Origin of the sequence: Rhodococcus sp. BP22, from assembly GCF_014281965.1 — a bacterium.
Classification (GTDB): Bacteria; Actinomycetota; Actinomycetes; order Mycobacteriales; family Mycobacteriaceae; genus Rhodococcoides.
In genome coordinates this window covers 202,303-228,217 of record NZ_JACFTB010000002.1, presented here as the reverse complement: position 1 = coordinate 228,217, position 25,915 = coordinate 202,303, and the positions used below count along the sequence as shown (strand labels likewise).

26 protein-coding genes are annotated in these 25,915 nt (G+C 61.9%); 8 read left to right on the top strand and 18 right to left on the bottom strand.

Annotated features, from left to right (window positions below):
- Window positions 1–22 precede the first annotated feature (22 nt).
- The 5 genes from atzF to H2510_RS05570 are packed head-to-tail and all read right to left on the bottom strand — an operon-like array spanning window position 23 to window position 6,724.
- Window positions 23–1,738 (bottom strand): allophanate hydrolase, encoded by a 1,716-nt coding sequence (gene atzF, locus H2510_RS05590; protein WP_186627360.1) that lies wholly within the window; start codon window positions 1,736–1,738, stop codon window positions 23–25.
- A complete protein-coding gene (locus H2510_RS05585; protein WP_186627639.1) occupies window positions 1,725–3,749 on the bottom strand; it encodes a 5-oxoprolinase/urea amidolyase family protein in 2,025 nt (674 codons plus the stop codon). Before H2510_RS05585 ends, atzF begins: the two co-directional genes overlap by 14 nt.
- On the bottom strand, window positions 3,749–4,375 hold the full coding sequence (locus H2510_RS05580; protein ID WP_186627359.1) for an urea amidolyase associated protein UAAP2: 627 nt from the start codon (window positions 4,373–4,375) through the stop codon (window positions 3,749–3,751). Before H2510_RS05580 ends, H2510_RS05585 begins: the two co-directional genes overlap by 1 nt.
- Window positions 4,372–5,169 carry an urea amidolyase associated protein UAAP1 gene (locus H2510_RS05575; RefSeq protein WP_186627358.1) on the bottom strand — a complete coding sequence of 266 codons (798 nt, stop codon included), beginning with the start codon at window positions 5,167–5,169 and terminating at the stop codon, window positions 4,372–4,374. Before H2510_RS05575 ends, H2510_RS05580 begins: the two co-directional genes overlap by 4 nt.
- Window positions 5,170–5,173: 4 nt before the next feature.
- Window positions 5,174–6,724, bottom strand: coding sequence for an amino acid permease (locus H2510_RS05570; RefSeq protein WP_186627357.1), 1,551 nt, complete (start codon window positions 6,722–6,724; stop codon window positions 5,174–5,176).
- A gap of 199 nt (window positions 6,725–6,923) precedes the next feature.
- Here H2510_RS05570 and H2510_RS05565 point away from each other — a divergent pair, with 199 nt between their 5' ends.
- Genes H2510_RS05565 through H2510_RS05555 form a run of 3 tightly spaced genes read left to right on the top strand, consistent with a single transcriptional unit; the run spans window position 6,924 to window position 8,823 of the window.
- Window positions 6,924–7,637, top strand: coding sequence for a TetR/AcrR family transcriptional regulator (locus tag H2510_RS05565; protein ID WP_186627356.1), 714 nt, complete (start codon window positions 6,924–6,926; stop codon window positions 7,635–7,637).
- Complete coding sequence (locus H2510_RS05560; RefSeq protein WP_186627355.1) at window positions 7,627–8,484, top strand: spermidine synthase; 858 nt, start codon at window positions 7,627–7,629, stop codon at window positions 8,482–8,484. The genes H2510_RS05565 and H2510_RS05560 overlap by 11 nt, the downstream gene beginning before the upstream one ends.
- A 42-nt stretch (window positions 8,485–8,526) precedes the next feature.
- Entirely contained in the window at window positions 8,527–8,823 is a 297-nt protein-coding gene (locus H2510_RS05555) for a putative quinol monooxygenase (RefSeq protein WP_186627354.1), read from the top strand.
- A 13-nt stretch (window positions 8,824–8,836) separates the two neighbouring features.
- Here H2510_RS05555 and H2510_RS05550 read toward each other — a convergent pair whose 3' ends face one another.
- The 3 genes from H2510_RS05550 to H2510_RS05540 all read right to left on the bottom strand — a co-directional run bounded on the left by H2510_RS05550 (window position 8,837) and on the right by H2510_RS05540 (window position 13,971).
- Window positions 8,837–10,690, bottom strand: coding sequence for an EAL domain-containing protein (locus H2510_RS05550; protein WP_315901254.1), 1,854 nt, complete (start codon window positions 10,688–10,690; stop codon window positions 8,837–8,839).
- Between the two features lie 242 nt (window positions 10,691–10,932).
- Complete coding sequence (locus tag H2510_RS05545) at window positions 10,933–13,308, bottom strand: lysylphosphatidylglycerol synthase transmembrane domain-containing protein (protein WP_186627352.1); 2,376 nt, start codon at window positions 13,306–13,308, stop codon at window positions 10,933–10,935.
- A 57-nt stretch (window positions 13,309–13,365) separates the two neighbouring features.
- Window positions 13,366–13,971, bottom strand: coding sequence for a GNAT family N-acetyltransferase (locus H2510_RS05540; RefSeq protein WP_186627351.1), 606 nt, complete (start codon window positions 13,969–13,971; stop codon window positions 13,366–13,368).
- 132 nt (window positions 13,972–14,103) lie between these two features.
- Between H2510_RS05540 and H2510_RS05535 the strand changes: the two genes are divergently transcribed.
- Entirely contained in the window at window positions 14,104–14,460 is a 357-nt protein-coding gene (locus H2510_RS05535) for a hypothetical protein (protein WP_186627350.1), read from the top strand.
- 8 nt (window positions 14,461–14,468) lie between these two features.
- On the opposite strand, the gene H2510_RS05530 is transcribed toward H2510_RS05535, so the two are convergent.
- The 5 genes from H2510_RS05530 to H2510_RS05510 all read right to left on the bottom strand — a co-directional run bounded on the left by H2510_RS05530 (window position 14,469) and on the right by H2510_RS05510 (window position 17,988).
- Window positions 14,469–14,849: a hypothetical protein gene (locus H2510_RS05530; protein WP_186627349.1), complete on the bottom strand. Its 381-nt coding sequence runs from the start codon at window positions 14,847–14,849 to the stop codon at window positions 14,469–14,471.
- Window positions 14,850–14,876: 27 nt separating this feature from the next.
- A complete protein-coding gene (locus tag H2510_RS05525) occupies window positions 14,877–15,623 on the bottom strand; it encodes an AIM24 family protein (protein ID WP_186627348.1) in 747 nt (248 codons plus the stop codon).
- Window positions 15,624–15,632: 9 nt separating this feature from the next.
- Window positions 15,633–16,331 (bottom strand): AIM24 family protein, encoded by a 699-nt coding sequence (locus H2510_RS05520; RefSeq protein WP_186627347.1) that lies wholly within the window; start codon window positions 16,329–16,331, stop codon window positions 15,633–15,635.
- Between the two features lies 1 nt (window position 16,332).
- Window positions 16,333–16,941, bottom strand: a complete 609-nt coding sequence (locus tag H2510_RS05515; protein WP_186627638.1) for an AIM24 family protein — start codon at window positions 16,939–16,941, stop codon at window positions 16,333–16,335.
- A 69-nt stretch (window positions 16,942–17,010) separates the two neighbouring features.
- Window positions 17,011–17,988, bottom strand: coding sequence for an LLM class F420-dependent oxidoreductase (locus tag H2510_RS05510; RefSeq protein WP_186627346.1), 978 nt, complete (start codon window positions 17,986–17,988; stop codon window positions 17,011–17,013).
- A gap of 94 nt (window positions 17,989–18,082) precedes the next feature.
- Between H2510_RS05510 and H2510_RS05505 the strand changes: the two genes are divergently transcribed.
- Window positions 18,083–18,463 (top strand): VOC family protein, encoded by a 381-nt coding sequence (locus tag H2510_RS05505; RefSeq protein WP_186627345.1) that lies wholly within the window; start codon window positions 18,083–18,085, stop codon window positions 18,461–18,463.
- 4 nt (window positions 18,464–18,467) lie between these two features.
- Here H2510_RS05505 and H2510_RS05500 read toward each other — a convergent pair whose 3' ends face one another.
- The 3 genes from H2510_RS05500 to H2510_RS05490 form a co-directional block, all read right to left on the bottom strand.
- On the bottom strand, window positions 18,468–19,553 hold the full coding sequence (locus H2510_RS05500; RefSeq protein ID WP_186627344.1) for a S1C family serine protease: 1,086 nt from the start codon (window positions 19,551–19,553) through the stop codon (window positions 18,468–18,470).
- Between the two features lie 226 nt (window positions 19,554–19,779).
- Window positions 19,780–21,396: an HNH endonuclease signature motif containing protein gene (locus H2510_RS05495; protein WP_186627343.1), complete on the bottom strand. Its 1,617-nt coding sequence runs from the start codon at window positions 21,394–21,396 to the stop codon at window positions 19,780–19,782.
- A gap of 73 nt (window positions 21,397–21,469) precedes the next feature.
- Window positions 21,470–22,231 carry a nuclear transport factor 2 family protein gene (locus H2510_RS05490; RefSeq protein ID WP_186627342.1) on the bottom strand — a complete coding sequence of 254 codons (762 nt, stop codon included), beginning with the start codon at window positions 22,229–22,231 and terminating at the stop codon, window positions 21,470–21,472.
- A gap of 209 nt (window positions 22,232–22,440) precedes the next feature.
- On the opposite strand from H2510_RS05490, the gene H2510_RS05485 reads away from it, so the two are divergent.
- Together H2510_RS05485 and H2510_RS05480 are read left to right on the top strand one after the other, a co-directional pair.
- Window positions 22,441–23,259 carry a DUF72 domain-containing protein gene (locus H2510_RS05485; RefSeq protein WP_261392753.1) on the top strand — a complete coding sequence of 273 codons (819 nt, stop codon included), beginning with the start codon at window positions 22,441–22,443 and terminating at the stop codon, window positions 23,257–23,259.
- A gap of 89 nt (window positions 23,260–23,348) precedes the next feature.
- The gene (locus H2510_RS05480; RefSeq protein ID WP_186627340.1) at window positions 23,349–24,224 is read left to right on the top strand and encodes an aldo/keto reductase; all 876 of its coding nucleotides are present in this window, start codon (window positions 23,349–23,351) and stop codon (window positions 24,222–24,224) included.
- Here H2510_RS05480 and H2510_RS05475 read toward each other — a convergent pair.
- Both H2510_RS05475 and H2510_RS05470 read right to left on the bottom strand, forming a co-directional pair.
- The gene (locus H2510_RS05475) at window positions 24,221–24,994 is read right to left on the bottom strand and encodes a GTP pyrophosphokinase family protein (protein WP_186627339.1); all 774 of its coding nucleotides are present in this window, start codon (window positions 24,992–24,994) and stop codon (window positions 24,221–24,223) included. The genes H2510_RS05480 and H2510_RS05475 overlap by 4 nt on opposite strands.
- 15 nt (window positions 24,995–25,009) lie before the next feature.
- A complete protein-coding gene (locus H2510_RS05470; RefSeq protein WP_186627338.1) occupies window positions 25,010–25,294 on the bottom strand; it encodes a hypothetical protein in 285 nt (94 codons plus the stop codon).
- Between the two features lie 194 nt (window positions 25,295–25,488).
- Here H2510_RS05470 and H2510_RS05465 point away from each other — a divergent pair, with 194 nt between their 5' ends.
- Window positions 25,489–25,902, top strand: a complete 414-nt coding sequence (locus H2510_RS05465) for a DoxX family protein (RefSeq protein ID WP_186627337.1) — start codon at window positions 25,489–25,491, stop codon at window positions 25,900–25,902.
- Window positions 25,903–25,915 lie beyond the last annotated feature (13 nt).

Genomic DNA, 25,915 nt, shown 5'->3' with positions numbered 1-25,915 from the left:
CGTCCGAGCACGGCCGTTCGGTTTACAAAAAGGGTGCGCGGTCCGCAGAACCACCGCTCACCGAAGCCATGTACGCCCGCCAACCACCGAACTCGGTGATGTCGATGCCTGCTTCGCCCGCTTCGTGCGAGCAGCAGAAGCCAGTGACCCAGCGACCGTCGGACAGCTCCACCGACGTCAGACCCATCGGTGCGGGCAGGGCGGCCAGGAATGTTCCGAGTCCGGCGGCGGACATTCGGTAGAGCTCGCCGGCAATTGCCGAACCCTCCCCCCGGTGGTGCCGTACCAAGCCCGGTTTCGCGGGCGTCGTTCCCAGGTCGACCATGCGGTAGGCGTCGGACGTGTGGACCTCGCCGAGGTACCGCGCGCCGCGATCGGTCAGTTGATGGTGAACCGGAAAGCCTTCGAGATGCGCACCGACAACGAGTACGTCATGGCCGTCGGTGACGAGCGAAGGTGAAGGTGTTCCGATGAGTCGCGCAGCAAGGTCGATGGCGATCTGGTCTCGAAACTCGGGTACGACGAACATGACCCCGAATGGGTCTCCACTACTCGTGGGGTTGCCGGGGACAGCGACAGCGGCCATGTTCAGCAGGTTGCAGAAGTTGGTGAAGGTACCCATTCGACGGTTGATGGACACTGGATCAGCTTGAACTGCCACAATTGTCGGATGCTCGGTGGTAGTCGGCAGCAGCAGTCCGTCGAACCCGTCGAGCAACGCTACCGCGAGCCGCTTGGTGTGTTGGAGAACCGAGATATCGTCGACGTATCGGTGCGCCGACGGCTCGGCGGCGTTCAGGATGATCTGTCCAACAGTCGGATAGCAACTGGCCCGGTTACTTTCGACGAAAGCTCCGATGGCCGAGAAGCGTTGCGCGACGATGGCACCGTCGTACAGCAATGTGGCCGCGTCGAGCAATGGTGAAATGTCGATCTCGGAGTGAGTGAAACCCTTCGCTTTCAAGCTAGCCACCTGGCGATCGAATGCCTCTCGGTACTCTGGGCAAAGTTGCTCGAGATCCGCTGCTCGCGGAACGGCAATTCGAGGAACTGCGCTCGCAGACAGGCGAACGTCCGCGGGCCAACGCCGGCTACGGGGGTCGGCGTCGTCATAGCCTGCCATCAACTGCGTGGCCAGAGTAGCGGTCTCGAGGTCGGCAGCAAGTACTGTCACGCAGTCGAAGTCGATACATGCTGGGACGACGCCTGTCGTCGGGACGATTCCCGGGCTTGTCTTGACGCCGACGAGGCCGTGGAATGCAGCCGGAACCCGGCCGGAACCTGCTGTGTCGGTACCGATGCCGATGTCTGCGATTCCGAGAGCGACGGCGACTGCCGACCCTGAACTGGATCCACCGGACACCCGCTCCGGGTCCCAGGCGCACCGGACCGCGCCGTAAGGGCTTCTCGTCCCGACGAGACCGGTGGCGAACTGATCCAGATTGGTCTTGCCGAGGATCACTGCGCCCTGCTCCACCAGCCGCGCTACGGCTGTCGCGGTGCGAGCGGGGATGTAGGCGAACTCCGGGCATGCTGCGGTGGTGGGCAGACCTGCCACATCTACGTTGTCCTTGACGGCAACCAGTAACCCGGCCAACGGAAGGGCAACGTCGACTGTTGCTGCATCGGCCAGTACGTCGTCCTCCTCGCGTAGGGTGATCCAGATCTCGGGTCGGTCGACCTCGGCAATGCGCTTGTACGCCTGCCGTACTCGCTCCGAGATGTCATGCTGCTGCATCGGAATCGCCCCTTGTCGTGAACTCGCCTGCCGCGGACCATGCCGTGCGTTCGGCGTCGAAGGCCACTGCCTGCGAGGCCCTGAACTTCTCGATCGAGGAACTGTTCGACGCGAGGAATTGCTCGTGTTCGGCGAGTGAGAACTCGCCGTCGACGATCTCGACACCTCCACCGCGTCCGGCTGCGGTGTCGGCGCGAAGGTCCATCAGCTCCTCAGGTTCGACTGGGTACCAGGAGATTCGGTCGAAGAACCGAAGCAGCCAGGGAGACTCGCTCTCGAACGGCCCGGATTGCTCTGGATATCGGTGATTCCACACCTGCGTCGTCCGGCCGACGAACTGGTATCCGCCGGGCCCTTCCATGCCGTAGATGCACAGATATGCCCCACCGATCCCGACGGCGTTCTCCGGTGTCCAGGTCCGCGCAGGGTTGTACTTGGTGGTGACCAGTCGATGCCGCGGATCGAGCGGAGTCGCAACGGGTGCTCCCAGGTAGACGTCGCCGAGCCCGAGAACCATGTAGTCGGCCGCGAAGACGGTATCGAAAACGTCTGCGACGGACTCGAGTCCGTTCATTCGTCGGATGAACTCGATGTTCCACGGGCACCACGGTGCATCCGCCCGCACTCCGTGCATGTAGCGCGCAATTGCTTCGCGGGTCGACGGGTCGTCCCAGGACAACGGCATCCGAACGGTACGGCTCGGGACCACGAGCTCCGAAGCGGCAGGTAGATCGTCTTCCACCTCGGCCAGTAGACCCATCACTGTGTCGATCGAAAGAACGTCAGGATCCACTTTGACCTGCAACGAGCGGATGCCCGGCGTCAGGTCCAGCAACCCCTTCGGTGAGATCGCCTCGATGCGCTGATGCAGTGCGTGTGCGCGGGCACGGAGCGCGAGGTCCAGCTTCATGTCTCCGTACTCCACCAGCACGTTGTCGTCTCCCGATCGGCGGTAGGTCACGCAGGTCTCTGCCTCACGCCGGGCAAGGACGCCGTCGTCGCCGTCGCCACCGCTCGAGAAGACGAACGGCAGTGCTGCGCGACGTGCAACACCGAGTGCGCCGAGCGGAGCCGCGTGAGCTGCCCGCACGGGTACGAACCGGATCTTGTCTCCAGCTTTGAGCTGCCCGAGCTTCCATCTTTCGGCGGCGACGACGGTGACCGGGCAGACGAAGCCGCCGAGGCTGGGGCCGTCCGGGCCGAGCAGAATCGGTGTGTCGCCGGTGAAGTCGAGTGCGCCGACCGAATAGGCGTTGTCATGGATGTTCGACGGATGAAGCCCTGCCTCGCCACCGTCCGTGCGCGCCCACTCCGGTTTCGGCCCGATGAGTCGGACGCCGGTGCGATCGGAGTTGAAGTGCACCTCGTAGTCGGTGGCGAACAACGTGTCCATGTCTGCGCGCGTGAAGAACTCCGGTGCCCCGTGCGGTCCCTCGGTGACGGCGATGCTCCACCTCGTCGTCAGTGCCGGTCGGTGTTCGGAAGGAATGCAAGTAATGCGTTCGGCGGCGTCGTTCGGCGTCGAGATCTCCAGAATGTCTCCCTCGCAGAGAGTTCCACCTCGGTGTCCACCGAATTTGCCGAGCGTGAACGTCGATGCACTGCCCAGGTAAGGCTCGACGTCGATGGCGCCTTGGATGAGTACGTACATGCGCAAGCCTGCCCCGGTTGTCGTTCCCACATCGAGCGTCGTATTGGCCGGCACCAATACCGGACGCCACTGCGCGACGTCGACACCGTCGACGCGGACCCGAGCGTCGGCGCCGGTGACGCACACCCAGGTATCTGCGTCGAAGCTCAGCGCTGGTCCAGCCATGGCAGATTCGAGTCCCGGTGCGCCCTCAGGGTTGCCGAGAGCGACGTTGCCGAGGCGGAACGAGAGGTCGTCCATCGGCCCGGACGGCGGCACCCCGACCTTCCAGTATCCGATGCGTCCGGGCCAGTCCTGAACCGTGGTCAGCATCCCTGGCCGAAGTACCGTCATCTTTGCTCGCGTGGTGCCGGTCGGCATCATGGTCGTGTCACGATCATGCGGACAGCGGTGGGGTCGAATCCGTTGCACGGGTTGTTGATTTGCGGGCAGTTCGAGACGAGTACCAGGGTATCGATCTCGGCTCGCAACGTCAGCGACTTACCCGGTGCTGACAGCCCGTCGACGATTCCGAGTGTTCCGTCGGCGTCGACGGGCACATTCATGAAGAAGTTGATGTTGGACACCAGATCTCGCTTGCCGAGGCCCCATTTGGAACCTTCGGCCAGGAAGTTCTCGACGCATGCGTGTTGATGCTGCGTGTGATGCCCGTACCGTAGCGTGTTCGATTCCTGTGAGCAGGCGCCGCCTACCGTGTCGTGATTGCCTACTTCGTCGGCGACGATCGTCATCAACGCTGTCGAATCATCGCTGCGCAGCACGCTGCCGGTGCTCAGAAACAGATTCTCCTGCGCGACCACAGTTGCGGCCGCGCTATAGCGGATGGTGTGATCGTGCGCTGCGTAGACCAGTGTGTCGACGGCCTGGTTGCCGTGCAGATCGACGATGGTCAGCAGATCTCCGGCCTTCACGACGGCAGACCATGGGCCGAAAGCGTCGGCGGTCTGATCCAGCACTACCGTGCCTGATTCGAGAGTGATTGTCATCGTTCGCCTTTCGGGTGTGCCGCGGACCAAGTGTCTTCGGTGTTGCGAACGGCCCGCAGATACTCGGGGTCGGTGTTGGGTAGGTCGTCGAGTTCTCCCGGTGCCTGCCAGGCCAGAACCTCGAGCGCCGTCGTGGCGAAACTCGGCGATGGATCGAGTGGGTGCGCGGTGTTTGCCAGCAACACGACTACCGGCAGGTGAATCAGTAGGTCCACTTCGGTGCCGCATCCCGCATTGCCGGTCGAGTGCAGGTGTCCGTCGGCTTCGACGCGTACACCGTGGAAGAACGAGATCGATGGTGGCAGGTCGCGTGGTTGAAGGCCGTTCTTGGCAGCTGCCACCGTGAACAGTTCACGACCGGCAGGTGATGCCCCGTGCAACGATCCGTCTCCATACTTGCTGCGATTGGTGGCCAGAGACGTTGTACCGCAGAGTGCGTCGTGCCGGGACGAACTGTCGGCGATGATCGTGGCGAGCACTCGTCCCTGATCCGAGAGCAGTGGGTGCCCGATTCCGAGGTATGCGTTCCACGGAACTTTGACGGTGTCCGCGGCATTGAGTCGCTCCCACGGGGCGTCCGCGCGGTACAGCAGCAGGTTGGCGCAGGCGGCACCGTCTACGTCGCGCAGCCGTACTCGGGTACCGCGAGCGAGAACTCTGGTGGTGTAGCGGCCGCCGGGTACCGATTCGGACCAGGTGAGTTCGGTGACGCCGTCCGGGGCAGTCGGGGCGGAGACTTTCTCTGCCTGACTCCGAGCATGTTCCTTGGCGGCGAGAGTGGTTGCGGTGCTCATGTCTTCAGGCTCCGATCGTGACTGGCTTGGGGTGTGTTTTGCCGCGCGGAAGGCAGGCGATTCCGACCAGCACTACCGCGATCACCGTCAGTGGCGCCGCCCACTGCAGAAGCGGGAATTCGCCGGTGGGGTTGAAGATCTCGGCGCGCGGCCAGGAAAGGTTGATCACCATCAGCCCGCCGTAGAGGACCGCGGCGATATTCACCGGGATGCCGAACTTACCGAGGGTGAAGAGCTTCTCCTCTGCCGAGATGGGCTGTGCCTGCTGACCACCGTGCGGCCATCCCTTGAGGCGTTGCATCAGCAGTGGGACGGTCACCATCAAGTAGGCCAGGTAGATCAGGACGATGCAGACGCTCGACAAGGTGGTGAAGATCGCCGAGTTCCCTACGTTGACGGCGAGGATTGCCACACAGGCGAATCCGATCAAGACCGACGGTGCGATCGGGGTACCGGTGCGGGAGTTGACTTTCGACAGAATGGTCGATGCCGGTAGGCGGCCGTCGCGAGCCATCGAGAACATCAGCCGCGATGCCGCTGTCTGGATCGCGAGGGTGCAGATGAAGACGGCGATAGCCACGTCGATCAGCAGTACCTTTCCCCACGGGGAGCTGAGGATGGAGTCGATGACGTACGGAAGTCCCTGCGTCGCAAGGTTGCCGTCGGTGAGAGAAGGCGCGGCCATCAATGCGCCGACGATCATCAGGCCACCGCCGAGAGCGGATGCGGAGAGTGCGAGCCGGATAGTGCGAGGTGCCACGCGTCGTGGATTGTGTGTCTCTTCGGCAAGTTCGCCGGCCGAGCCGAAGCCGACCATGACGTATGCAGCCATGAGCCCGGAAACGATCCAGGCCCAGATGTATCCGGGATCGGCACCGGGTGCGCCGGTGTCGAAGACGACCTGAGGTCCGCGTTCGGCGTGCGTGAAGAAGACGAGAACGAGGGCGATGACGCCGAGGATCTCGCAGGTGACACCGATGCTGTTGATCCGCGACATCCAATTGACGCCGATGCAGTTGATCGTGGTGGTGAGCACCAGGAGGATAGAGCCGAGAATAACGGCGTTGGCGGCGCCGTCGGCCGAGGTCAGTGCGGTGTCTTCCCCGACGAATTGGAATCCGCTCCAGATGCTGGGCAGGACGACCTGCAGTGCAATTGCGGCGGCCGAGGCCGTGACGATCTGCGCGATGATCATGAACCATCCGGCGAACCAACCGATGATCTCACCGCCCATGCGCCTGGACCATTGGTAGATGGCTCCTGAAATGGGATATCGCGCAGCAAGTTCGGCGAAGTTCAGCGCCACCATGAACTGGCCCAGAAACACCAGCGGCCAGGTGAAGAAGAACGCCGGGCCGCCGAAACTGAAGCCGAGACCGAAGAGCTGGAAGATTGTGGTCAGGATCGATACGAACGAGAAACCGGCGGCGAACGACGCGTACTTGCCGAGACTGCGATGCAGTTGCTGGTCGTACCCGAGTTCGGCGAGGTCCAAGTGGTCGGTGCCGAACGACGGTGCCTTTTCCCCGGGCGAGGGCAGAGTAGTCGAGCTCATGTCTTTGTCTCCGTACAAGAGGTGAGAAGGACCGCCCGTCTGCGTCGACAGGTGCGGGATTGCCGGTGCGGTTTCTGTCAGTTGATAGTTTTCCGCGCCGTTGTGCCCGGCTGGTGACCGTCGTGAAACGAGCTTGTTTCGTCTATTTCGATCAGATGACAGGAATCTCACGGGCGCGGATTGCTGACAGGATGGACCAATGTCCGTTACCGGTGCCGGGAGGCCGAGGCTTGCCACCAAGAAACGTCCGGGTGACACCGCACGTGAAGAAATACTCGACGCGTCCGCCGAACTCTTCACCACCCGTGGGTACACCAACACCTCGACACGCATGATCGCCGATGCCGTTGGACTGCGGCAGGCCTCGCTCTATCACCACTTCTCGAACAAGGACGACATCCTCGATTCGCTGCTCAGCGGGACTGTCGACGAGCCACTCGGCGTCGGACAGGGCATTCAGGGTGTCGAGGAGTCGGCGGTGGTGAAGATGTACGCGATGGCCTGGTTCGATGCCGATCAGCTCAGTCGTTCCCGTTGGAACCTCGGTGCGCTCTATCTGCTGCCCGAGCTCCGGACCGATCGGTTCGGCTCGTTCAGGGAAAGCCGCTTCACGCTGATGAACCTGTATGCCACCATCGCTTGTGGGGTCGTGCAAGAGCTCGAGTCCGACGTGTCCGCCGGTATCGAAGAGCTACCGTTTCGACTTGTCGAGACGGTAGTGAACGGCCGGGCGGATACAGAGAACGGTCGAGGCTCGGCGGGCCTGCATCACGCTCCGCTCATTGCAACCGCCGCGGTCCGAGTTCTCGGATTCTCCGGTGACATCAACGGCATCCATGACAGGGCGGTGCGCGTCTTGGCCGACGTGACCGCAAGCAGTATCTTCGAGAAGAAGGCAGGGCATGGCCAATAAGAAGGCACGGCCGGAAAAACAGACAGGGCCGAAGGCTGGGGTCTACGACATCGACACCGGCACTTGCGAACTGGTACGCGATACTTTGACCGCGGACGGCTGGATGGTGCATGTCAACGGTGTGCCGAGTTCGCACATCGATATGGACGACCCGTCGCAGCTGGATTTCGAGTACATGCGTTGGATGGCGGGACTTGTTCGCTACCATACATTTTCGGGCTCCAAGCTGCGCACTTTGCATCTCGGTGGTGGCGCCTGCACTCTCGCACGCTATTTCGCTGCGGAGTATCCCGATGCAAGACAGGTCGTCGTAGAGCTGGACGGCAAGCTGGCCGAGTTGGTACGCGAATGGTTCGACCTCCCGCGCGCGCCGATGCTGCGTATCAGAGTCGGTGAGGCTCGTGCGGTGACCGAGACGCTGACCGAGGACAGTCGAGATGTGATCGTCCGCGACGTTTTTGCTGGAAGTGCCACTCCGGAACCTCTGTTGACTCTGGAATTCACCGAGCAGGTGCGACGCGTACTCGCCCCGCGCGGCATCTACGTCGTCAACTGCGGCGACACCCGTGACCTGACGAGAACCCGTCGCGAGGCTGCCACTATCGGACAGGTCTTTCCGCACACGGTGATCATCGCGGATCCGGCGATGTTGAAGGGGCGCCGTTACGGGAACGTCGTCATCGCCGGTAGCGACACGCCGATCGGTGAGGACCCGGTGCTGGCTCGTGAACTGCTCGGCGGAGGAGTGCCCGCACAGGTATGGCTCGATGAGAGGGTGCGGAATTTCAGCGGGGACGCGAAAGTCCTACGGGACGTCGTACAAGCGATCGGTAGGCTGGAAAAGTAGTTCGAAGCTCATACGTTATTACTGTCGATTTGGGAGAACCGAATGGCGCTCATCGCCCTGCTCGATCTGAAGTTCAAGCCGGAAGCACTCGACGACGCCAAGGTCGTTCTCGCCCGTGTGCTCGCCGAGACGAGGGCATTCGACGGGTGCCTAGGAGTCGACGTTCTCGTCGACGAAGCCGACCCGACGCACTGGATCGCGCACGAGCGCTGGGATTCCGCCGAAGCAGATGCGAAATACCGCGATTTCCGTGCCGGTCCCGGCAAGATCGCTGACCTGGCTCCACTCCTCGCCGGAGCGCCGAGTTTGACGAAATACACGATCGCCGACGCAGTCTAGATAGTCACCCGCGTCAGGCTGGTTCGACCGATGCCGGTCGGCCGGTGAGATAGCCCTGCACCATGTCGATGCCGAGTTCGACGGCGACGCGCAGTTCGCCGTCGGTCTCGACACCTTCCATGATCAGGGTCGCGCCGACTTCCCGCGCGAACGCAGTGAGCGACGCCACGGCCGCCCTGCGGGTCGGATCCAGGTCCACGCCGTGGACGAGTGAATAGTCCAGTTTCAGCGTGTCGGGTTTCAGTTCCACGACTTGGCGGAGTCCGGCAAATCCGGCTCCGACATCGTCGACGGATATTTTGACGCCGGCGGCCCTGAGGTCTTCGACGGATCGAGCCACAGCGCGGTAGTCGTCGACCCGTTCATGCTCGGTTATTTCCAAATATATTGTGCGCGTGCCTATGTGCGGTCGCAGGCGGGCCAGCATGTCGGTCGTCCTGATTGTTTCCGCCGAAGCGTTGACCGAGACGAACGCATCGGCGGGAAGGCCGGCCATTGCGCGTAGTGCCGTGTCGATCGCGGCGAGTTCGAGACGTGGACCGACACCGGCACATGTCGCGTCGCGGAACCAGATGTACGGCGAACCGTGACCGAACGGGAAGCGGGACAATGCCTCGTACCCGACCACGGCTCGGGTGACGGTGTCGCAGATCGGCTGGAACACGATCGAGGGTCCACCGGAGTCGATGAGTGCGTCTATTCGATCCCGTATGCCGAGAGGATCCAAGCGAAGGTGGTTTGACGCCGCAGCTGGATCTGCTTTCTCGCGGTACATCTCGATATCGGCCAGTGCAATCAACCGCCGCATGGGTGCGTCCGTGCTGTCTCCGCAGATAAGGCTGTCGCCGGCCGATCCGATACTGGTGGTGAACGGCGGACCGCTGAACGATTCTTCGAGTCCCGCGCGGATCCGAGTCTCGGCGTCGTCGACCTGGTTGCGGCTGCCGATGTGTACACATACGAACTGGTCGCCGCCCAACCGTGACACCACCGCATCGGCGGACGCAGCGTGTAGCAACCGGCTCGCTACCTCTGTCAACACCGCATCGCCCGAGGGGTGCCCGAATCGTGCATTGATGGCCTTGAACCTGTCGATGTCGATCACGACTACGCCGATGTAGCGCGTCTCGTGGATCGGTGAGGCGTTGAGGGTATTTAGGTATCCCACGGCATGGAAGAGCCCACGACGGTTCCACAGCCCGGTCAGCGGATCCCGCAGCGCTCCGTCTGCGCGTTCGCGGAGATAGCGAATGTAAGGACGAAGAGCGAACGGCATCACGAACATCGATGCGACGGTGACGGCGCGCGAGGAAACGGTCCAAGGGTCTGCCCCGTCGAGTATCGACATCCCAGCCGTGATCAACAGTGCCGTGACAGCACACGCGAGATGGATGCCGAGCACCCTCGACGAAGTTCCGATGATGGCGAATAGGGCGACGATGGCGAACATCGCCGAACTCGACATCGCGAGTAACGGCGAGTTGGGTAGCAGCATCACTGCCAGGATCCCGAGGTCGGCCCAGACGATGAACGCTTTGATCAGAGTCGGACGAGGCCATGGTCCGAGAAACCAGCGCAGTGCGACGGGGACCGTGCTCACACAGGCGACAGATATGAGGATTGCAGCGGGAAGGGTCAACTGCCCGGACGGAACCAGCAGGATTCCGGACAGTCCGAACGACAATGTCAGTGAACCGATGAGGGCCTTGGCCCATCGCTCACTGTTCGGTGGCCGAACCCGAAAGGCGTAGTCGGTCGATTTCAGGGCCCGAGGTTCGATCGCCCGGGTGTCCACTGGGTTGGCGTCCCTTGTGCGGGAAGCCCAGGAGTCAGGGGACTCTTCGTGGGACGCGAGCTTGCCGGTCACCGATCGACAGCCTTTCATGCGGGACCTGCCGGTACTCGAGAACTTTCTTGTCCATGCAACGGCCGATCGTTCGTATTCTCAGGTCCCCGACCTGTCAAAGGACGGTACCAGTGAGTGGGCTGTTCGAGGGCCGAAACAGGATCCAGCTGCCGGTTACAGCTGCCGAAAGTGTATGCGCGACGCGTTTTCCTCGGGCAACGCATTGTGGGTGACTGCCGAGACGGTACATACGAGACGGCATATCAGACCATGTCTTTCTCGGTCAGCCATCGCAGTGTCGGCCAACCGCAGAACACCGGTAGCCAACAGGTGAGCACCCGGTAGAGCAGTACGGATGGAACGGCGATGCTAGCGGGAAGGCCGAATGCCGCCAGGCCACCGATGAGGGCTGCTTCGACGGCTCCGACCCCGCCCGGCGTCGGGGCCGCCGACGCCAACGTTCCGCCGATCATGGTGACGACGGTGACCGTGATGAACGTGGTCCCACCCCCGAACGCCTCGATGCTTGCCCAAAGTGCCAGTGCGGCTCCGAGAGTGGTTGCAGCACAACCGAGTACGATGATCGAGAAGCGTTTCGGATTGCGCGCGAGTTCGCTGAGTTCGCCGAACAGCTCTTTGAGCTGTGGGCGTACGTCGTTCCGCAGCCATCGGCGTAGTTTCGGTACGAACAGCAAGGTGCCCACAGCACCGAGGGCAACACCGGCGATGAGGTAGAGAACAGTCGGGTCGGGCACGAAATGCGCCAAATCCGCCGAAGTACCGGCAGCAAAGGTGAAGAGGATCAACAGTCCGACGTGGGTGATCACCTGAACGGACTGTTGCAGTGCAACTGCGGCCGTCGCTCGAACGGCACCGAGGCCACCCTTCTGCAGGAACCGCACGCTCAGTGCGAGGCCGCCGACGCCTGCAGGGGTCGTCGTTGCGGCAAACGTATTGGCAAGCTGCATGATCGTCAGGTTGCGGAAACTCACCATGCCCGAAGCGCATGCCCATAATGCTGCGGCAGCGCCGACGTAGGTCAGCGCCGATACGACGAGTCCGAGTAGCGCCCACCACCAGTTCACCGATTGCAGCTCTGTCAGGAATGTGGGCACCGCACTGATGAACGGGTAGGCGACGTAGACGAGGCCGATGAGCAGGACGAGCTGAATGATCTGACTCCGCGAGAAGCGGGTGACCTGCTCGGCCTTGATCTTGTCGGCACCGGTCTGTTTCGCCACCTCGTCACGGACGGCCTTCATGACCTCGTTGCCGTCGGGAACCGATGTGCGGACGCGTTTGGGTATTGCCGACTTGGTCAGCCTGCCCGATGCCGCGAGAACAGTGTCGGCGTCGAGGGCCTCGATGGCACTGCGCACGGCGTGTTCCTTACCGAACAGCCCAGCAGTGGTGATCAGCAACTGCGCAATGTCGGACTGCATCTGCGCGTCGGTTGCGCCGAGTTCGGCGTTCGCGAATCCGCCGAAAAGTGCCTTACCTTCGTCGTTTCTGATCTCTGCAGTGCGCAGGTCGCCATGGGAGATCTGGAACCGGTGCAGAGTCTGCAGTCCCTTCCAGATGCTGTTGACCAGGGCGTCCGGGGAGGTGTCGTCGACGGGAACTCCGATGGGTGCGGTATGCGCATACATTGCCCACCCACGTTCGAGTGCCGATGCCGCCAGCGGGCGGCTGCTCGCGAGGGACAGATTTCCGATCGCAATGCCCATCAACGCCCGGTGCTCGACGGCTCGGTGCAGTGAGCCATGTAATGGAACGAACTCTGCGCTGCGGAAGGACAACCATCTCCACAGTTGGCGCAACGCACCTCCACTGCGCTGATTTTGCCCGTACATTTCGACGATCAGATCTGGTTCTGCACCCTCCGTCGACGCCGACAGCACGAGGGGCCCTGGGCCTGCAGGTTTCACCACGCGTAGGGAGTTGACGATGTGCCCGCGCTTGGACAACAGACGTACCGCGTCGTCGAGCGGCACTTCGAGGGCTGGTGTGCCGACGACCAGGACGATCAATGCGCCGATGAGCCAGCCGACCGACAGGCCCAACAGTGAACGGGCAGGCACCACAGTGCTGACGAACAGGTGGATCGGAACGAACGCGAGGAGCAGGAACCACCAGACTCGCCGCCAGCGCTGCGGTAGCCACGGCCCGGACACGGTGAGCACGGCAGCGAGCATGCCGATCCAGCGAGGGTCGTCCAGGAACTGGGAAAGAAAGGTGTCGAGCTGATCGGGGACTTCGAGGTGCCAGGCGGGCGTCGAGATTCCGCTCCCGGTAATCGACAACGCCAGACCGGCGAGCAGCCCGGCCGCGCCGTACCCGGCCAGTAGCTTCCATTCCCGGCCGGCGATCAGTCCGATCAGAATTCCGAACGGCAGCGCCAAGATCGCCACGCCGTACAGCACGTACACCAGATTCGACTTGTCCGGACTGAGCACCCCGACAATGTTCGAGACCGAGTTCTCCAGCGCGTCCCATTGATTTCGAGTGATGAGCGAACCGGCGATGACCGTGGACAGCAGGAGCAGCGCCAGAACGACTCGCATGATGTCACTGGTGCGTCGTACCAGCGGTTGCAGCAGGCTGCCCGTCACCGGTATATCGCGCCCGTCAACCCGCATGCTGCTATCAGTACCTTCGATCGAACCCGTGCGCGCCGGCCGACGCTATTGGCAAACCTACCGCGCGGGGCCGCGATGGTGCGTGATCCGGCGGTCGAGTTCGTTTCTTACCGCGGGCCACTCCGACTCGATGATCGAGAACACCACGGTGTCACGCAGCGACCCATCGGGCATGCGGGTGTGGTTGCGAAGAACCCCATCCTGTTTGGCTCCGAGTCGCGCAATCGCCGTTCGTGACTGGAGATTCATCCAGTGAGTCCGAAATTCGACTGCGATGCAATCCAATTCGTCGAACGCGTGGCTGAGAAGTAGAAGTTTGCTCGCCGCGTTCGTTCCGCTCCGGTGCGCCGATGCAGCGTTCCAGGTGGATCCAATCTCTACCCGTCGGTGCGCCGCATCGGCATTCATGTATGTCGTCATGCCGAGGATCTGGCCCGTGTCGTTTTGTCGCAGAGTGAACGGCAACATCGACCCCGTCTGCTGCAAGCTCAATCGTCGATCGATCTCGGCGGCCATATCGTCGGGGTGCGGAACCGAGGTGTACCAGAGGTTCCACAGCTCACCGTCACGGGCGGCGTCACACAAGCCTTCGAGATGATCTTGGCTCAGCGGCTCGAGCGTCACGACATCGTTCGACAGGGTTACCGGCTGCAGAAAAGTCACGCTGGGGACTATACGCAGGCGGGCCGACGCCGAGACTGAGATTTGTCGGGGCCCGACTCGGCTGCCTGGCCACCCGATGAACCGAAGGAAAATTGTTGTCGTGCGGGCACACTGCAGTTCTATCAGGTCGTCGTGCAGATTCGTGAATCCGAAAGTGGGAGTAGGTACTACAGCACCTACTCCTCGTGGCTGCAGGAAAACGGTGTCGATGCCGATCCATGGCAATGGATCTCGCACCCCGATGATGTTCTCTCCCTTGTCCCGCGAGTGATGCAACCGAATGCCGACCGGGTACCCGAGACCGTTCGGTTCGTCGGACCTTGCATGGACCTCGCTCGCCTCACGAACTCGTGCTGGATACCGACAACCCCGCCTTCGCTGCTTCAGGCCGTCGAAAGCGTCGCCAATTCATCGGCACTCGCCGCGAGACTGGCACATGTCAGCGCCGACATACGAGCGCACGGCGGAATTACCTATGCGGCCGGATGAGGTGGAATCTAGACTTCCAGCACGCTGACGCTGACGCCGTAGGGCAGGAAGCGGACGCGTCTGGCCGGATCCACATTGTCCTTGTGGGCGCGCAGAGCATCCAGCTCGGTCGCGTACAGCTGGTCGATGTGCGCAGAGCCGTCGGAGTCGACGGTGTAGATCGCCCAGACACCATCGCCGGTCTCGCCGGTGGTTTCCGGAGCAGGGGCCTGCTCCTGTTTCTTCTGTGCCGATGTGTCTCCGAAGAACGCGCCCCAGGAACCGCCTGCGCCGGATTGCCCGAAAACTTTACCTACTTGATCGACGACGTCGCGGAGTCCGTCGCTCGCTTCTTTGGCGAAGCGATCGAAGTCCTCGGGATCGATGCCGAAGGGTCCGTTGTTTGTCATCTCTCCATAGTGCCCTTGCCAGTCAAGTTATTGCTGCTGGAGTCGCGAACCGATCGTGCCGTGCAGCGTCCGCAAGCTGTCCTGTCCGAGCGAGACGGTCTGCGACTCGATGTGGCGCAGCAGGTGGCCGTCGTCGAGAACCTTCTCACTGGATTGAATGAGCACTGTTCCTGCGCCGGTGAAGTCGAACTGACGCTCTTCGCCGGTGTTGGCCCCGAGGAATCCGCGAGCGGCGCCCAGAAAGTTCTGCATCCACCCGGCGTCGAAGTGGTGCGACGGCGACGGGCAATCGGCCCAGCCGACCAGTGCTTCGGGGTCGATGCGCAACGGCGGCTCGGCGAACATGACAGGCCCGTTGGACGACGCCAGGAACTTGCCCGTGCCCAGTAGCGTCAGGAATCCGGGGACGATCGACTGCTTCAGATCGAGCGTTGGTTCGAAGGCCAGGAGGTTCGAGGCTCGGATGGTCAAGTTGCCGTCGTCGAGGTCGTAGCTATTGATGTTGAATCCACGGTCGCCGAGGATCAACTTGCCCTGTCCCTGCGCGAGCACCCAGTCGTTGGAATACAGCGGCGATGAGAATCGAGCGGCAACGATGGCAGGCATCGACGTCTGACCGAGCGGCTCGAATCGAATATTGCCGTAGTACGCAATCATCGCGCCCTTGGATGTGAACCAGGGTTGGCCGGCGAGTTCGACGCAGAACGCGTAATCGTTACCGGGGACATTGTCATTGATGGGCAGCGTATGGGGGGTGTGGATCTCGATGGTCATAGCTCGCCCTCAGAACTTCTTCTCGGAGGCCTGGACCCATACGGTGCCCATACCGGTCATCTTCAGCTGAACGGCCTCGCCGCTGCCACGTCCCACCGCGTCACGCCAGCCGACATTCGCCGAGATGTCGACGGTGATGTTGCCCAGGTGGCAGACATAAGCCTGTGGATCCACGACGACCTGGGGGTGTTCTGGACCGACCTGCAGTGCAATCGCCCCACCGTGTGACAGAACTGCGACGCTGCCCTGGCCGGTAAGTTGCGTCGTGAACAGTCCCTGCCCGGTCATCGCACCTCGGACGGCACCCCGTACTGCGCCTCCCTGAGAGCTAAGGGAGACAATGGAACTCGACAAATAGCCGTCGTGTGCCAGCAGTCGGTCGGCCTCGACGGTGAGCATCGACGATCCGTCGAGGTGAATCACTTCCACGTACAAGCCGGCGTGGCCGTAGAACACCTCCCCCTGACCTTCGGCGGCCATCATGGCAACATGCTCGCCCGACATCATTCGTCCCGCCATTCCTGCGACGCCGCTCGCTGAAAAACCCGACCGGCCTCCGGGTACAGAACCTGCATATCCACCCATCGAATGTGGAATGAAGTGGACGTCGCCGGTGTAATACAGCATCGAACCCTTACGGGCCAAGACGTTCTGCCCGGCCGCGAGAGAGGATTTGACAACTTTGCTGTTGACGAGCTCGAGCGGCATATCAGCGTTCCTCGGGTTGAATGTAGACGACGCCTTGGCCGTCGAAACGGAGCGAGAAGGCTTCACCGCTGCCACCACCGACGGCGGATCTCCAGGTGACATCGGTGACGAAACTCTGGTTGAGCCGGCCACGATGTGCCACAAAGGAATCTGGATCGACGACGAGCGGATATGTCGGGTCGACGGCGAGGGCGATCAAGGGTCCGCCTGCCGAGAGTAAGGCCACCGAACCCGAACCGCTGACGACGGTCGTGAACAGGCCCTGTCCCGAGGATGCTCCGCGGAGGCCGGCAAACTTGACCTCGGTCTTCAGTTGTCCGGTCAGCGCGAGCAGCTGTGAGGCCTCGACGTGCATGGTGTCGTTCGCGAGCTCGACGATCGTGATGTCCTGAGCGTCGACGGCGAAGTACACCGTGCCCTTGCCGGAAACCTCCATGAGAGATAGCGATTCACCGGTTGCCTTCTGTTTCAGGGCCGCGCGTAGTCCACCGCCTCCGCCCATCCCTGCGTTTTTGAAGGTGACGTCACCCTCGTACGCGACCATGGAACCGGAAATTGCACGTAGCGAATCTTCGGTGAGAGTCGCAATGAGCACCCTGTGCCCGTTCATTGTCAGCTGAGCCACGGGGGAACTATCCCACGCAAGGTTCCCCCGTGCCAGAGCTGCAGTCGGATCGGCTCAGACGAGCGGACGAAGTGCTTTTCCTGCGAGTTCGACGATTCCAGGCTCGTGACCGTTGGTGATCAAGTTGATGATGATGCCGTCGATACCCTGATCGAGTACCCGCGTCTGTACCTGCTCGGCGACGTCATCGGGTGTGCCGCAGAACTGGCGATCGGTTGCTGCTGCTTTGTCGGTGTCGGAGAGGTTGGACAAGTCGACGCCGTTCGACAACAAATAGTCGCTCTGCAGCTTGCGGGCTTTGTCACCGTCCTCGTCGAGAATGACGAAGGCCAGGAAGCTCGTCTCGAGATCCTTCGGGTCACGGTCCATTTCTTCGCACCGCGCTTCGACTGCTTTGATCTTGCGTGGCAATTCGCTTGCATCGCAGATGATGTTGAGGTGATCGGCGAACTGTGCGGCGAGACCGAAGGTCTTTTTCTCTCCGCCTCCACCGAGCATGATGGGCAGATCGTCGCGGATGCGCGGCTCGTTGATGGCATCCTCGACCTGATACCACAACCCGTCGAACGTCGGCCGCTGCCCGCGGAGCATCGGCTCGATGATCTGCAGTGCCTCGTCGAGACGCTCGAATCGGTCGGTGAAAGTACCGAACTCCAAACCGAAGCTCTGGTGCTCGAGTTCGTACCACCCGGCACCGATCCCGAGGATCGCGCGACCGCCACTGATGACATCGAGCGTGGTGACGGTCTTCGCCAAGATAGCCGGGTTCCGGTACGTGTTTCCGGTGACGAGTGCCGAGAGTTGGATCGTCTCGGTAGCGGTGGCCAGCGCCGACAGCGCCGAGTACGCCTCGAGCATCGGCTCGTCGGGCTTACCGATTCCAGGTAGTTGATAGAAGTGGTCCATGACGAACGCAGTGTCGAATCCTGCTGCCTCGGCTTCACGCGCCTGCGCGATGACCTTCGGGAACAGCTCTGCGACGGAGCCTGAGTAGCTGAAATTGGGCATCTGATAACCGAGGCGGATAGTCACCCGCTCAACGCTACTCCCGTCGGTGGCCTGTTCGGAGGCACACCGACGGCTTCGATACCTCCCCGTACCGACTTCGAAAGGGGCACGATGAGGTATGCCCACTATCGAATTGACCCGCGCACCCTTCACCGGATTCGCTGTCGACGACATCGAGGCCGCACGCGCCTTCTACACCGAGATCCTGGGGCTTACCGTCGTCGACGGCGACATGGGCCTGATCAACCTGCAGCTCAGCGAGACAAACGAAGTGTTGATCTACCCCCGGCTCAATCATGTGCCCGCGGCCTACACGATCCTGAACTTCCCGGTCGCAGACATCGAAGCAGCCGTCGACGCCCTGATCGCCAAAGGTGTGGTGTTCGAGCAATACCCCGACATGGGGACCGATGAGCGGGGAATCTTCAGGCACGGCGGCCCGCTGATCGCGTGGTTCACCGATCCCGCTGGAAACGTCCTGTCCGTGCTGCAAGCTTGAGCGACTACGCAGTCGGAGTCCCCAGTTCGAGGGTCACCGACTGTTGCTGACGGACTCCCTGCCCAGAGACCCATTCGAGTTCGATGACGTCGCCCGGACTCTTCTCGACCATCTCTTCGATCAGATCCTTCGACGTACGCACCGGCCTCCCGTCGAACGACACGATGACGTCGCCGCGAAGCAAACCGGTCCGCTCGGCTGGAGAATCGTATTGAACGGACGTGACCGCAGCACCCTGCGATGGTCCCGTGTCCCGCGATGCCGAGACATCGCGAACGCCGATACCCAGATACGGTGTCGGCCCAACGTGAACAGTGCCCCCGGATCGGCCGTCACGGACCTGTTCGAGCACGGCCATCGCGGTATCGATGGGAATGGCATACGCCTCGGGGGCAGATACCGCCCGAGCCTTCTCGGACAACCCGGCCGCGTCGACGCCGATGACATTGCCCCACGCGTCGACGAGCGGGCCACCCGAATCGCCTGCGCGAACGTCGGCGTCGATTCGAATCATGTCGGTCAGTTCGTTCCGTGAACCATCGACAGAGCTTTCGGCGATGACGGATTCCTGCAGCGCAACCACACGTCCGGGCGCGGAAACGAGAACTCCCCCGCCCTCCGCGTTGCCTACCGCGGTAACCCCATCGCCGACGGCAACGGCTGCAGACCTCCCGATCGGCGCCACCGGAAGGTCGACCGCGGAAGCCAACCGGAGAACCGCAACATCACGGGTCTTGTCATAACCGAGCACCGACGCGTCGTAGATCAAACCATTGCCCATATGTACCGCAGTGACGTCGGTTGCTTCCTCGATTACATGGAAGTTGGTGAGCACGAGGCCGTCCGAATCGACGACGAACCCGGTGCCCGCGACGCCGTAGAAACTGAATTCCGCCGATATGGTCACGACCGTCGGATTCACCCGAGCGGACAACTCCTCCAGAGTCAACGGCGCAGGTGGCGGCTCTGCGAGGACAGGTGCCGGCGCAGCCACGAGGGATTCGCGGACACCGGGCGCAAGTGGCGTCGGCAGAGCCGAGACAGCGAAGACCAGCACCGTGAGGAGCGCCGCCCGACTTGCCGCCTGCATGAGTATCGATTATGGCTGCGATGGCTGCGGAATGCAGTGTTCTGGGCTGCGGGGTTCTGGGGGCCTGGTGCTGCCGGCGCGCGGCATGACTGTTGGCGGGACAGGTGGTGCTCTGCGACGAGGGGCGGTGCTGTCCGGGGCGCCGTGGCTCGTGGCATGACTGCCAGCGACACATGTGGAGCTCTGTGCCGCTGGCAGTCGCTGGTAGCCGGCTAGCCGGGTGGAATCAGCTGGGTGGCGGGTGTGGATCCGGTCCGCCGGGCCTTGGTATGCCGGGTTGTGTTGGGGGCGTTGCATGTTCGGGTGTTGGATAGATATATTCGTTGGGGTGGTGGTAGTGGTTGATGCGGCCTTTTCGGGTGGGGTCGAGTGTGGTCGGGGGATGCCAGAGGGTGCGACCAGGGTAGGGGTGGCCGGGTCTGGTTTTCGTTGTTGCCCAGTCGGTGTCGTCGGGTCCGATGAGTGGGTGGTGCATGTCGCAGCCGTAGGTGAGGGCGTCGATGTCGGTGTTGCCACCGGTGGCCCATTCGTCGATGTGGTGGACCTGTGACCACGTGGCGGGTCGGGTACAGCCAGGGAAGGTGCAGCCGCGGTCGGCGGCGATGAGGACTATGCGTTGATCAGCGGTGGCGATCCGTTTGGTTCGTCCAAGGTGTAAGGGTCGTCCGTGATCGTCGAAGAGGACGAGGTAGTGGTGCGCGTGGGAGGCCATGCGGATCGCGTCGCGCATGCGAATGAGGGACCCGGTAGCAGTGACGGCGTGGCCGGTCGCTGTTTCGAGGTCGGACAGGGTCATCGTGATGACGGCGGTGACGGGTAGTCCCCGATGAGTGCCGAGGTCGCCGGAGGCGAGCATTTGCCTGACGATGGTTTTCAGTGCGTCGTGTTGGCGTCGTCCTTGGCTTCGGCGGTCCCGTCTGGCGCGATCATCGGTGTCGGTGCCGCTCTCGGTACTCGCACTGCCACTGCCACTTTCGCGGTGAGTGCTGTCGGTGGTGGGTGTAGCGTCGGAGGGATTGCACATTCCTGGTTTGGCCCATTTGGCGAATGCTGCTTCGAGGTAGGCGCGGGTTTCGGCGTCGATGAGGAAGGTGCCTTTGGAGAGGCCTTGTCGGCCTTGGTCTTTGATGCGGAAATAGCATCGTTCGGCGATCTGTTGTTCGTCTTCGTTGGTGCCGTCGGGGTCGAGCGTGTCGAAGAGTCTTCTGGCGGCGACTTTGAAGTTGTCGGGGCCGAGTTGGCGGGCTAGTTCGGTGAGTTGCTGTTCGGCGTGGTGGCGGGTTTCGGGATCGATGTCGGGACTGAGGGTGCGGAAGAAGTTGGTGATGACGTGTTGGTGTTCTTCGTCGAGGGTTCCTTCTGTGGCAGCGGTCGCCGTGGTGGCGAGGATCGGGTCGAGTCGTTCGCCGGTGATAGCTGAGCGTTGCCCGTACTGTTCGGCGTGACGAATGCGTTGACTGGCACGTCTTCTGGAGAGTCGCAGGAGTATTGCGAGAGTATCGGGTACGGATCCGTAGATGTGGTCGAGTCCGTGTTGGGCGATGAGGTCGGCGATCCAGGTGTGTGAGAGCGCGAACAGGGTGCGTTGGACTGTTTCGGCGCGGACCAATAGTGCACGTCGGTCGGAATTCGATGCTCCAGCGCTCTCGAGGCGTCTGAGGGTCGAGACTTGATCTTCGATTGTCGCTATCGCGTGTGCGAGGTCGACGTCCTCGATCTCCAGTACCGCTGATGGTGTCGACTCTGCCGAAGCGCAGCTGCCACCGGAAGACCCACTGCCACCGATAGATCCAGTGTCAGCGGCCATCCCGGCTACCCCTGAAATACTATCCCCCGAAAGCATGGAATCAGAGTAACCCCGCCCACCGACAAGAACTCGAACATATGTTCCCCTAGTAGGCCGGTGGCGTTTCAGCTCACGAGTTCGGTCGAAGTCCGAACGCAGTAATCGAAGTTACATGCAACGACTTGTCGCCGAACTCTACGAGGATGACGCCCCGTCGCGACTCGTGTTCGACTGTGGCACTGACGGTATTGCCGGCGGCGATCAGCTTCCGGAATGTCATTCCACGCAGTGATCCCACGGCGACGTCGTCTCCTGCACCCGTTCGTACTGCCCCGCCGTGTCCTTGCGAGATCGATTCCAGCGCTTCGGTTGCCGCGCGCTTACCTTTGCTCCCGACGCCACGCAGGCCGCCCATGAAGCCAACTGCGCCACCGATGCCTTGGTTCCCGATCAGCTGGGGTGTCAGCTTCGCCGATGCAGCCAAGCCTTTGGTGCCAGCACGCAACAATTGCCCGATCATCGATGCCAATTCCCAGTGCGCAGCGAGGCGTGCGATCTTCAGCTCGCCTTCCTCGTCGACGAGGTCGTACCGAATATGCATCGGGACGTTCAATGTCGCTCCGGTGGACATGATGGTCTCGAGGGACAGATCGCGGACGACGGACATTCCGTCCACCACGTCGTTCTCTACGTGAAAGTTGATCGTGTTGGGAGCGATGAAGGTGTCGTAGAACTTTTCGATCGCCTGCCTGCCCTGATGCGGTCGAGAGCCAACGGGATCGTTGACCACTCCTCCGCGTGCGTACAGGTTCACCCAGGCTTCGCGGTCGTGGACAGCGACAGCGGCGGGGGATGCATCGATCGTTGCCAAAAGGTCTTCGGAGGTGTGCACGCCATCGAAGCTATCGGTTCTGCTCGGTCGAGACCCTGGAATGCTTTGATCTCTCTAGTCGGACCTGGCAGGCTACTGCGCGCCGACGGCCCTCGGGCCACGGTGCATCGTGACATCGGTGACCAACTCGCCGTCGCTGGGCTGGAATCGTCGACGGGGTCGCGATATTCGACACTTCTCCAGTGCATACTTTTCCTATGCCAAGGCGCATGCGAGAGCCAGAGGTTCGAATCGGCATCTCCGGCTGGACGTATGCGCCATGGCGAGGCGACTTCTATCCAGCCGGCCTGCCGCACCGCGCTGAGCTCGGATACGCGTCGACGCACCTGTCATCGATCGAGATCAACGGCACTTTCTATGCAATGCAGAAGCCGTCGAGTTTCGTGAGGTGGCGCGAGGAGACGCCGGAAGATTTCGTATTCGCTATCAAGGGCGGCCGCTACATCACCCACGTCAAACGTCTCGTCGGAGCCGAAGTGGCGCTGGCGAACTTCTTCGCCACCGGGGTGTTGAGCTTGGGCGCCAAGCTCGGTCCCATTCTGTGGCAGCTTCCGCCCAATTTTCGGTTCGATGCGGACAAGCTCGCTGCGTTCTTCGACGTTCTTCCTCGAACGACAACGGCAGCAATCGAACTCGCCGAGCAACGGGACGACAAGCTGCCCGAGGATAGAGTGAATCTCGACGTCGACGGTGACCGCCCGCTGCGGCATGCACTCGAGGTTCGGCATCCGAGCTTTCAGGTGGCGGAGGCTGTCTCGCTGTTGAGGGAGAACGGTATTGCCTTCGTCGTTGCGGACAGTGCAGGTAAATATCCGTACGTCGAGACGCCGACGGCAGATTTGATGTACGTACGTCTGCACGGTGCCGACGAGCTCTACGCGAGCGGTTACACCGAAGAGGCGCTCGACGGGTGGGCCGCGAAGATAGCCGCGTGGAGCGAGCAGGGCCTCGACGTGCACGTGTACTTCGACAACGATGCGAAAGGTTTCGCACCGTTCGATGCAATGAAGCTGATCGAGCGGCTGTAGCGCTCTCTACTTTAGTATTGGGTAAACGCTAGAGCTAAATAGATCACCCGAGACGGAATAGTCGGAGCCTGCGCAGCGTCAGAACCTGCATGACTACTTCGGACAATGCCACGCCCGCCGCCGCTTCCGGGACGTTCCGTCTCGGTGGCGACCTCGAGATCAACCGCCTCGGATACGGCACGATGCAGCTGCCGGGCGAAGGCGTCTGGGGAGAGCCGAAAGACCGAGCCGCCGCCATTCGCGTTCTACAGCGGGCCGTCGAGCTGGGCGTGAACTTCTTCGACACCGCCGACAGCTATGGACCCGAGGTTGCCGAGGACCTACTGCGCGAGGCCCTACATCCCTACCGTGACGACGTCGTCATCGCCACCAAAGCCGGACTGACCCGTCAGGGACCCGGCATCTGGACGCCTGTGGGACGCCCCGCATACCTGCGTCAGCAGGCAGAACTCAGTCTTCGACGTCTTGGGTTGGACCGGATCGATTTGTTCCAGCTCCACCGAATCGACCCCGAGGTGGCGTTGGAGGACCAGGTCGGCGAGCTGAAGAAACTGCAGGACGAGGGAAAGATCCGCCACATCGGGCTGAGTCAGGTTTCGGTAGCCGAGGCGGAGGCAGCGCAGAAGATCGCGCCGATCGTGTCCGTTCAGAACCTGTACAACCTCACCGACCGATCTTCGGAGGAGCTGTTGGACTGGTCGACAGCCAACGGCGTCGGCTTCATCCCGTGGTTCCCCCTGGCAACAGGCAAGCTCAGCGGCGAGGGCAGTCCGTTGTCCACGCTCGCGAAGCAGCACAACGCGTCGCCGTCGCAACTTGCATTGGCTTGGCTGTTGAAGCGTTCGCCGGTCGTGTTGCCGATCCCGGGAACGTCGAGCGTGGAGCACCTGGAAGACAACCTCGCGGGCGCGAGCATAGAACTCACCGACGACGAGTTCGACGCGCTTTCTGCCGCAGGAGCCTAGAGCTGTCCCATACTTCCGTGTTCGAGAAGTGACGCGAGCAGCTCCCGAGGCAACGACAGTGACGGCATCGAGCTGAGCTCAATGCTGTCCGGGGCATTGAGATTGCTGCTCTTGATTTCGCCGATCTCGTCGTGCAGATGTTCCATCTTCACGTCCAGTCTGTTCGCGCTTTCGGCAGCATCGGTGAGCTCGTCGAGGAGCGTGACGGGGATAGCGCCTCGGTACTTGTAGAAGATCTTGTGTTCGAGGCTTGCCCAGAAGTCCATCGCGATGGTGCGGATCTGGAGCTCGACGAGAACGGGCTGGACTCGGTCCGTCATAAAGACAGGTATCTCGACGATCACGTGAAGACTCTTGTAGCCGTTGGGTTTCGGATTGGCGATGTAGTCCTTGATCTCGATGACCTCGACGTCGCTCTGGCCGGTCAGCATGTCGGCGACGCGGTAGGTGTCGGAGATGAAACTGCAGGTGATCCGGATGCCGGCGATGTCGAAGATGTTCTTGCGAATGTCTTCGAAGGTGAGCGGGCAATTTTTGCGTCGCGCCTTCTCGAGAAGGCTTTCCGGTGTCTTGAGCCGAGATGTCACATGTTCGATCGGCGAATACTGATGTATGTGCGTGAATTCCTCTTTGAGGATATTGATCTTGGTCATCAGTTCGTCGGTGCCGAACTTGTATCCCATCATGAAACGCGTGAAGTCGTTCCGCAGTTGAGCTACCTGCGCAGCGGTCGTATCCAGTGAAACTGCGGCCGAATCGCTGTTCTGCATAGCTCGATTGTCCACCTATGTCCGGATCGACGCGTCAAGCCCCCACGCTGGGGTCTTGCCTGCCTGCCCGTGAATCGAAGCTTGCGTCGCCGCAGCGATCTCCGAGTGGTGGCGTGAAGGTGATGTCGCCGCAGGTTCGGCAGGCATGAGTGCGGTGGTGGCCGCGGCCGCAGGAGCATGCCCTCGACCCGACCAGCACGGTTCGCGGGCCGAGCGCATGACCGCGAGCGCACCGTGAAGGTGCGCTCTCGGACCATCGATCGCCCGATCGATGGAGCGTTCCTGAGGAATCGGGTCCATCTGATATCGCCATGAAGGCCCCGCTTGCCGAATGGTTTTGGACCGTCCGCGAGTGCTGATTTCCCGGACGGCTCGATGAGAATAACACAGCAATCGAACGTATGTTCGTAGCGAGCGTATGCGATGAGATCTCGCGTGCCGAGGTGTCGATACAAGCAAGTACCGAATTCCCGGCCCGAACATCGGAGAATGCAATGACCACAACCACAACCACCGCAACGCACACCAACTCACCCGTCGCTGCTCGTGTCGGGTGGGTGCTCACCGCGATGATCGCGATCTTCCTGATCTTCGACGGAGTCACCAAGCTGCTGAACGTGCAGGCGGTGAAGGACGCGACCGTGGACCTCGGTCTCAGAGAAGAGATGATGCCCGTCGTCGGCATCGTTCTACTCGTATCGCTGGCCCTGTACTTGCTGCCGCGCACCGCATTTCTCGGTGCTGTCCTGCTCACCGGTTACCTCGGTGGCGCGGTCCTCACCAACTGGCGCGTCGACAAGCCACTGTTCAGTACCGTGCTGTTTGCGGTGTACGTCGGAATCGTGGTGTGGGGTGCACTGTATCTCCGGGATCCGAAAGTACGCCAGGTCATGTCCTTCGTGCGCTGACGCAGCTGCCCTC